Raw genomic sequence first — 6,896 nt, 5'->3', positions numbered from 1 at the left:
GGCTTCTAAGGCAACCTTCGCTTTTTGCGCCCCGGTAAATATCTTCCGTTTGCTTTCGCTCATTTCCCGCCTCTTTTTAGGTCAGGACATATCTTAATCTATTGTCCGGTTTTCGGGGTCCACTTTAAGGTGCTCAGTCGAAATTCTGATACCGGCGAAGCGAATTTAAAAATCACACCCGTCAACGGCGACAAAGTACTCTATGAACTGGGCAATAGCTTACTCAGCTCCGCATCGATGGATGTCGCTGAAACTGAAGGTGGTTATTCCAGATATAGCACTAGCGATATGCGCGTCACTTTTTTATGTGTCGATAGCCGGGGCGAACATGACCAAGGTAAAGTCTATACCTGGGAAAACACGCTGCAACTCAAGCATGAGGTCATTCAGCGTGGCGATAAGTGGCAAGTGGAACTGAAAGCCATACCCGGTGGTGCGGAAATACGTTATACCACCGATGGCTCTGACCCAGGCAGTTTAGGCGCTTATTACGACAGTGCCTTTGAAGTCCCGTCTTCCAGTCGTTTTGTGCAAGCCATAGCGACCAAGGAAGGCATAAAATCGCAACTCGAAAAAATCGGATAAAAAAGTGGTCATTGAACCCTCAAAACCATTGACTTGGGATGTCCACCAGCAAGGCACTTTATCCGCTAAAGCAGCTTTTGATTTTATTGAACGTTTAATAAAATTCGAAGGCAGGGTGAAAGGCGTTATTATGGACGTGTTTGCTAACGATGATTCAGCTTCACTCACCTATAGCACTGAAGGCTCCACGAAATATACGGGTGATGAAATCAAAACGATCGTGGAAAAACTGTAAGGTGTGATGAAAGGCAGCCAAATCAGTATTAGTGTAGAAGAAGTTAAATTTCAACGCGGCCTACAGCTCATCGATTGGTTAGCGGAAGTGGGCCGGCAACTTCAACCCGGTGAAGTACGTCAATGAGCGCAGCAATGCCCGCCCATTCGCGAGTATCCGTAAAAAAATCTCAACCCTTGGGTTTCGGATTTGATCCGGAGCAAACCGAGCACTGCTTTATTGTTACGGTACCCATCTCAAAAGCGAAAGAGGCCAAGGTACTTATTTCCGAATATTTTCACTGGATTAAACCGGAAAAAGGCGAAGAAACATCGCCCACCTTTAATGATGTGGATGCACAAATAAAGGCCGTTTTAAATCGCCATACCTGGGAACAAATAGAAGAGCACGTAAAGGCCGAATTTAATCGTTGCTTGCGAAACTTGGGCGTAAAAACGGGTCAGTGGCTCAAAAAGGGTCAGATACCCGTTGATCGAACCTTGGGCAAAGAACTCACTCTATTAGCCTGGGCTTTAGAAGATGCAGACCCGGAACTATCAGTCACAGCCGTACATAACTGGTTGGGTCTGGTGCCTGAAGAACGCTGGTGGCTTTATACCATGACCAATGCGGCCACGGGGCATGCCGTTAATGGCCGCAATAAAGGCTGGCGTAAAGCCGTGCGTTTTGCGCTAACTGAAAACCCGGTGATGGAAGGTGTTTTACGTAATCGCCGGGCAGAGTTTGAGCTGTCGTTAATGTCAAGCGGTCATTAAATCAACATAACAACAACACAACTGGGAACACATATGGAACTTTCAATAAGTGATGAAAAAACCAAAGAACTTCTTACTGAAGTCATAGTCGAGCTTCTCAAAACGAAAAGAGAGGTTTTATATGATGTCGTGCTGGAGGCTTTAGAGGAAGTGGGTTTAGCCAATGCTATCTCTGAAGGTAGAAAAAATGACTTTGTTTCAGATGATGAAATTTTCCCCCTACTGAATGGCGAGTTAAAGTGAAGGTCAAATTTGAGTCTAAATTTGCAAAAGACTTAAGCAATATTCGAGATAACAAGCTATTAGCTAAAATCAAAGAAATTATTATTGATTGTAAAACAGCGCAAAACCTAAACGAACTCAAAAATGTAAAGAAACTTCAAGGCTATGACACTAATGTAAAGAAACTTCAAGGCTATGACACTTTTTACCGCATCCGCATAGGTAATTACCGAGTGGGCTTAGAAGTCTTAAATGATGAGCTCATTTTTACTCGTTTTTTACATAGAAAAGACGTTTATAAATATTTTCCGTAACCCAGCATCGTAGGCAAACGGCTGCCATTTGAATTAGCTTTAAAAGGATCACCAATGGCGGTATGATGTGTATTGCCATACACCAGAGAGTCTTCCGCCATGCGCACCAATATTGTCATAGACGATGAATTAATGAACGAAGCCATCAGTTTGACAGGCATACACACCAAACGGGAATTGGTTAACCTGGCCCTGAAAGAACTGGTGCAAAACCGTAAAAAAAAGGACTTGTTCAGACTGGCCGGAAAAATAGAATTCAGAGAGGATTTTGATCATAAAGCGGCACGAAGCCTGCGTCATGATTTTGATTGATACCTCGGTCTGGATTCTTATTTTTAAGGATAAAACCGGCACGCAAGCGGAACGGATACAAGTATGGCTGGACGACCGTGAAGTGGTCTTGAGCCGATTTAATCAGTTGGAGCTTCTGCAAGGCTGTCGTGATAACAAAGAATGGCAATTGCTGTCCAGCCATCTTGAAGGCCAAACCTATGTCGAAGCGAGCGCATCGACATGGCACGCAGCCGCGCGCATCTACTTTGATTTGCGCCGCCAGGGCTTGACGGTGCGCAGTCCCATCGATTGTTGTATTGCCCAGCTTGCGTTGGAAAACGATTGTTTACTGCTGCATAACGACAAGGATTTCACCGTCATCCATCAAATACGCCCCTTGCATGAGCAACTCTGGCGATAGCCGGTTTTTATTTCTTTCCTTGTTAACCATCCATGCCACAAACCGATAAAACCTTTATTGAAACGCAGTTCCCCGTCTCGTTAATTTCCAAAGAATCGTATAAAGAACATAAAGCTAATTTAGGTCAGACTCTAACTGGATTGGGCAAATGGTGGGGCCGTAAACCGTTAATTTTAATTCGCGCCTCTATTCTGGGCATGTTAAAGACCGGGAGATTTTTTTAAAGATTTTGACGATGGACGCTGACGGCTTATGGCAACGCCGCTCCAAATCCATTCCGGTGAAAACGCTCTATGAATGGCGGCGCCAAAACGCCATGAATGTAGGCTGGGATGAGGTACGAATCCCGGCACCAGAGGCTCCTCATGCCGGGATTCGTACCTCATCCCAGCCTACAACCGGAAACGCTGTTTGCCATCACTGACAAAGGCGGCATCTCATGGACAAAAGGCGTCACGCAAAGCCAAAAAGATGAAATTACCCGTCGCTATTTTGACCATTTAAGCTATGACGAAAAACTGGAATACTGCGACCGCCCCGAACAAATCGAAGGCCCCAGCGAAACGGCATGGCTGGAGATTAACGCGCATTTAGGCACCACCGCGAATAACATCCAGGAATTGATAGACCAGCTCGGCAAGAAGCGTTTTGGCCATACGCCCAGAGTCGGCGATGCCTTTTGCGGCGGCGGTTCGATTCCGTTTGAAGCCGCCCGGATCGGCTGTGAAGCCTATGGTTCGGACCTTAACCCGGTGGCCGCCTTGCTGACCTGGGCCAGTATTCACCTGATCGGCGGCGGCAAAAAGATTCAGGAAAACGTGCAGGCGGCGCAGCAAGCCGCATTTGCCGCCGCTGACGAACAAATTACCGAATGGGGTATTGAGCACAATGCGCAAGGCTGGCGGGCGGATGCTTATTTGTATTGCATCGAAGCCGTGTGTCCGGCTACCAGTTATTTATTGCCGTTAGCTCCCATCTGGGTTATCAGTGAAAAAGATGATATTTGCGCGGTGCTAAAACCTAATCCTATCAATAAACGCTACGATATTGAAATCGTCATTAATGCCGATAAAGAAACCTTTGTTAAAGCCAAGTCAGGATCCGTGCAGAATGGCCGCATGGCTTGCCCTGAAACAGGTGAAAGTTTTTCTATTCCGGAGCTGCGCGGCGATAAAAAAATTGACGGAAAAACCGTTTACGGCTTGCGGCTTTGGGAAAATGAAGACGTAGTTCCGCGTCCTGACGATGTGTTTCAGGAACGGCTTTATTGGGTGCGCTGGCTAGAAACTTATTGGTCAACCAATGCCCAAGGTGAGCCGGTGGAAAAAACGCGTCGTCATTATTGTTCAGTCACTGACGAGGATTTAGAGCGAGAAAAACGGGTGTTAGATTTGTTAACAAAGCGTTTCACGGACTGGCAGGAAAAAGGCTATATTCCCAGTCGGAAAATTGAACGCGGCGGTGATAAAACTGAAGAACCGATAAGAACAAGAGGCTGGAGTTATTGGCATCATTTGTATACTCCAAGACAGTTATTATTAGCAGGTTTGCTGCAAGAGCTGTCCGTACATGATGACCAACATAAATCGGTAGCAAGCTATCTTGGGATAGCAAAAATTGCCGATTGGAACTCAAGATTATGTGCATGGATGCCGCATGCTGGCAATCTAAAAGGGAATCAAACCTTTGTTAATCAGGCTTTAAATACACTTTATAACTTTTCCGTTAGACCGCTTGCAAAAATTAAAGGTACTGGGCACTCATCGGTTGAATACCCGCTTTATTCTTTGCAGAGCAAAGATTTAGTTTGTACTGCTGATGCGCGCGATATTAAATCCCAAGTGGATGTATGGATTACAGATCCGCCTTATGCCGATGCAATTAATTACCATGAATTAGGCGAGTATTTTTCAGTTTGGTATGAAAAAAGCCTGGCCCATACCTTTCCTGAATGGACATCCATTATTCGCTCTGCTTTGGCTGGCAAAGGAAATGGTCACGAATTTAAACAGGAAATGGCTGAGATTTATGCCAATTTGGCAAACAACATGCCCGAAAACGGCCTGCAAATGGTGCAATTCGCCCATCAAGACCCTGCTGTTTGGGCGGACTTAGGCATGATTTTATGGGCGGCGGGTCTTCATGTCAGTTCAGCCTGGACAATTGCGACTAAAACCACATCAGGTCTTAAAAAAGGCAATTACGTTCAAGGTACTGTTTTGCTGGTGTTACGCAAACGCACCTATAATGAAGAAGTGTTTCCCGATGAATTACCCAGCCTGATCGAGGATTAAGTCCGTGCTCAACTCGATCAAATGATGGCGCTGGATGATAAGGAACTGCCCAACTTCGGCGACACCGATTATCAACTGGCCGCCTATGCCGCCGCGCTCAGGGTGATGACCCGATTTTCTACGATTGAGGGCATTAACATCGAGAACGAACTTTATCGGGAAAAGCATAAGAACCAAAAATCAGCGTTTGAAAAACTGATAGATCAAGCCGTTGAAATTGCCTGTAATCATCTTATCCCCATCGGCTTTGATGAATTTCAATGAAAAGGTTTGACGGCTTCCGAACGGCTGTATTTAAAAGGCCTGGAACTGGAAAAAAATGGCGAATTGCGTGCCGGCGCCTATCAGGAATTCGCCAAGGACTTCGGCGTGCGCGAATATGCGTTCATGTTTGCCAAAACCAAAGCCAATGAAGTACGCTTTAAAACCGGCACGGAATTTAAACGCTCTAATCTCGGCGGCGATAACTTTGCCGGTTCGTTAATGCGTCATGTGCTGTTTGCCCTGCATGAAACCGTCGCCAAAGAAAACGCTAGAGAAGGCGTCAATTATCTGAGCGCGGAAGTCAAGGATTACTGGGGCAATCGTAAGAAGATCATCGAAATATTGGGTTATTTGAACCGTCTCTCCCATATCGATCACATGCCGCATTGGGAAGTCGATGCGGAAGCGGCGCATACCCTCGCTGGGGCGATAGAGAATTTCAACGCCTAACTCGTGGAGGAAAATATCATGACAACACATTTGGCTATTGATGATGAATTAATTAATGAGGCGCAAACGTTGGGTCATTTCAAAACCAAGGAAGATACAGTGGTTACCGCGCTAAAAGAATTTATAAACCGCCGTAAACAATTAGAATTTTTGAGTTATTTGGTCACTTTGATCCTGACCCAGATTATGATTACAAGAAGGGGCGGGATTCTTGAAAGTATTGGTCGATATTATGATCTTTGGCCGCGCCATTAAGTCAAGCCGTCATTCCGGCAGGGATTGCCGGAGTCCAGAATACAGGGATGTATTAAGCTTGCCATCTATGGCGCTGGATACCCGCTTCCCGGCGGGTATGACGCTATTTGTATATCACGAGATAGCTTTAGGGAACCTAAATGGAAAAACGGCCTTGCGTTTATATGCTTGCCAGTGCTCGTAATGTCACATTATATGTTGGCGTTAACTCTAATTTAATCGGGCGTGTCTATCAGCATCGGCAAGGTTTGCTTGATGCTTTTACCAAAAAATATCTCGTGCATATCTTGGCATGCTTTGAAGTGCATGAACGGATAGAAAGCGCTATTTTGCGAGACAAACAGATCAAGAAATGGCCGCGAATATTTAAAAAACGGCTGATTGAACAATATAATCCAGATTGGCATGACTTATGGGCTGATTTAGTGTCACCATCCTTGGCCGCTGGATTCCGGCAATCCCTGCCAGAATGACGGACTTATATATGAGAAGTACCTCACTACAACGGCTTGATGGCATCGAATGATTACCCGTTATTCATCCCGCCAAACCCCTTTAGACGGCAGTTTTTTAAATCAAAAACTGCAAAGCGCTCAATGCTATGACCGCATTGCCGGTTATTTCAGATCGAGCATTTTTGAAGTGGCGGGCGAAGCGTTAGACTCAGTCAGCGGTAAAATTCGCGTTATTTGTAATTCTGATTTAGAAGCTGTTTGGAAATTATCGCGTCAAGCCAAACGATTCACCATGATGCGAGTCATGGCGATGTAAATCCAAGCTTCGTCGATGCGAGTCAGTCGTTCGTAGGCTTTACTGAGACGACGCGAA

Annotated in this window: 15 protein-coding genes; all 15 read left to right on the top strand. The window is 45.6% G+C overall.

Annotation, left to right across the window (positions count from 1 at the left end; translation table 11 throughout):
- Positions 1–129 precede the first annotated feature (129 nt).
- Positions 130–585 carry a chitobiase/beta-hexosaminidase C-terminal domain-containing protein gene (locus HUX64_RS01385; protein ID WP_174624462.1) on the top strand — a complete coding sequence of 152 codons (456 nt, stop codon included), beginning with the start codon at positions 130–132 and terminating at the stop codon, positions 583–585.
- Between the two features lie 4 nt (positions 586–589).
- On the top strand, positions 590–820 hold the full coding sequence (locus HUX64_RS01380) for a hypothetical protein (RefSeq protein WP_174624461.1): 231 nt from the start codon (positions 590–592) through the stop codon (positions 818–820).
- A 122-nt stretch (positions 821–942) separates the two neighbouring features.
- Positions 943–1,575 (top strand): DUF3780 domain-containing protein, encoded by a 633-nt coding sequence (locus HUX64_RS01375; protein ID WP_246246863.1) that lies wholly within the window; start codon positions 943–945, stop codon positions 1,573–1,575.
- Between the two features lie 33 nt (positions 1,576–1,608).
- A complete protein-coding gene (locus tag HUX64_RS01370; RefSeq protein ID WP_174624460.1) occupies positions 1,609–1,818 on the top strand; it encodes a hypothetical protein in 210 nt (69 codons plus the stop codon).
- The gene (locus HUX64_RS01365) at positions 1,815–2,111 is read left to right on the top strand and encodes a type II toxin-antitoxin system RelE family toxin (RefSeq protein WP_174624459.1); all 297 of its coding nucleotides are present in this window, start codon (positions 1,815–1,817) and stop codon (positions 2,109–2,111) included. Before HUX64_RS01370 ends, HUX64_RS01365 begins: the two co-directional genes overlap by 4 nt.
- Before the next feature lie 72 nt (positions 2,112–2,183).
- Positions 2,184–2,423, top strand: a complete 240-nt coding sequence (locus HUX64_RS01360) for a type II toxin-antitoxin system VapB family antitoxin (RefSeq protein ID WP_246246862.1) — start codon at positions 2,184–2,186, stop codon at positions 2,421–2,423.
- A complete protein-coding gene (gene vapC, locus HUX64_RS01355) occupies positions 2,410–2,805 on the top strand; it encodes a type II toxin-antitoxin system VapC family toxin (protein WP_174624458.1) in 396 nt (131 codons plus the stop codon). The genes HUX64_RS01360 and vapC overlap by 14 nt, the downstream gene beginning before the upstream one ends.
- Before the next feature lie 32 nt (positions 2,806–2,837).
- Positions 2,838–3,029: a DUF1156 domain-containing protein gene (locus HUX64_RS19050; protein ID WP_217426387.1), complete on the top strand. Its 192-nt coding sequence runs from the start codon at positions 2,838–2,840 to the stop codon at positions 3,027–3,029.
- Positions 3,030–3,040: 11 nt separating this feature from the next.
- Positions 3,041–3,229 carry a hypothetical protein gene (locus tag HUX64_RS19045; RefSeq protein WP_217426386.1) on the top strand — a complete coding sequence of 63 codons (189 nt, stop codon included), beginning with the start codon at positions 3,041–3,043 and terminating at the stop codon, positions 3,227–3,229.
- Positions 3,171–5,099, top strand: a complete 1,929-nt coding sequence (locus HUX64_RS19040) for a hypothetical protein (RefSeq protein ID WP_217426385.1) — start codon at positions 3,171–3,173, stop codon at positions 5,097–5,099. Before HUX64_RS19045 ends, HUX64_RS19040 begins: the two co-directional genes overlap by 59 nt.
- Positions 5,100–5,120: 21 nt before the next feature.
- Positions 5,121–5,363, top strand: a complete 243-nt coding sequence (locus HUX64_RS19035) for a hypothetical protein (RefSeq protein WP_217426384.1) — start codon at positions 5,121–5,123, stop codon at positions 5,361–5,363.
- Between the two features lie 6 nt (positions 5,364–5,369).
- Entirely contained in the window at positions 5,370–5,813 is a 444-nt protein-coding gene (locus HUX64_RS19030) for a hypothetical protein (protein WP_217426383.1), read from the top strand.
- Between the two features lie 18 nt (positions 5,814–5,831).
- Complete coding sequence (locus tag HUX64_RS01345) at positions 5,832–6,068, top strand: type II toxin-antitoxin system VapB family antitoxin (protein ID WP_246246861.1); 237 nt, start codon at positions 5,832–5,834, stop codon at positions 6,066–6,068.
- A gap of 140 nt (positions 6,069–6,208) precedes the next feature.
- Positions 6,209–6,541 (top strand): GIY-YIG nuclease family protein, encoded by a 333-nt coding sequence (locus HUX64_RS01340; RefSeq protein ID WP_174624457.1) that lies wholly within the window; start codon positions 6,209–6,211, stop codon positions 6,539–6,541.
- A 49-nt stretch (positions 6,542–6,590) separates the two neighbouring features.
- Positions 6,591–6,839 carry a phospholipase D-like domain-containing protein gene (locus HUX64_RS01335; protein ID WP_174624456.1) on the top strand — a complete coding sequence of 83 codons (249 nt, stop codon included), beginning with the start codon at positions 6,591–6,593 and terminating at the stop codon, positions 6,837–6,839.
- Positions 6,840–6,896: the final 57 nt, after the last annotated feature.

It is taken from the genome of Candidatus Methylobacter favarea (genome assembly GCF_902806695.1).
In the GTDB taxonomy this organism is placed as follows: domain Bacteria; phylum Pseudomonadota; class Gammaproteobacteria; order Methylococcales; family Methylomonadaceae; genus Methylobacter_B; species Methylobacter_B favarea.
Note: the sequence above shows the minus strand (reverse complement) of the source record. Positions and strands in the feature narration are given on the sequence as shown.

Bases quoted from the DNA above. Each gene is read 5' to 3' on its own strand.
- HUX64_RS01375 (WP_246246863.1), top strand. From the start codon at position 943: ATGAGCGCAGCAATGCCCGCCCATTCGCGAGTATCCGTAAAAAAATCT.
- HUX64_RS01370 (WP_174624460.1), top strand. From the start codon at position 1,609: ATGGAACTTTCAATAAGTGATGAAAAAACCAAAGAACTTCTTACTGAA.
- vapC (WP_174624458.1), top strand. From the start codon at position 2,410: ATGATTTTGATTGATACCTCGGTCTGGATTCTTATTTTTAAGGATAAA.
- HUX64_RS19050 (WP_217426387.1), top strand. From the start codon at position 2,838: ATGCCACAAACCGATAAAACCTTTATTGAAACGCAGTTCCCCGTCTCG.
- HUX64_RS19045 (WP_217426386.1), top strand. From the start codon at position 3,041: ATGGACGCTGACGGCTTATGGCAACGCCGCTCCAAATCCATTCCGGTG.
- HUX64_RS19040 (WP_217426385.1), top strand. From the start codon at position 3,171: ATGCCGGGATTCGTACCTCATCCCAGCCTACAACCGGAAACGCTGTTT.
- HUX64_RS19035 (WP_217426384.1), top strand. From the start codon at position 5,121: ATGATGGCGCTGGATGATAAGGAACTGCCCAACTTCGGCGACACCGAT.
- HUX64_RS01345 (WP_246246861.1), top strand. From the start codon at position 5,832: ATGACAACACATTTGGCTATTGATGATGAATTAATTAATGAGGCGCAA.
- HUX64_RS01340 (WP_174624457.1), top strand. From the start codon at position 6,209: ATGGAAAAACGGCCTTGCGTTTATATGCTTGCCAGTGCTCGTAATGTC.
- HUX64_RS01335 (WP_174624456.1), top strand. From the start codon at position 6,591: ATGATTACCCGTTATTCATCCCGCCAAACCCCTTTAGACGGCAGTTTT.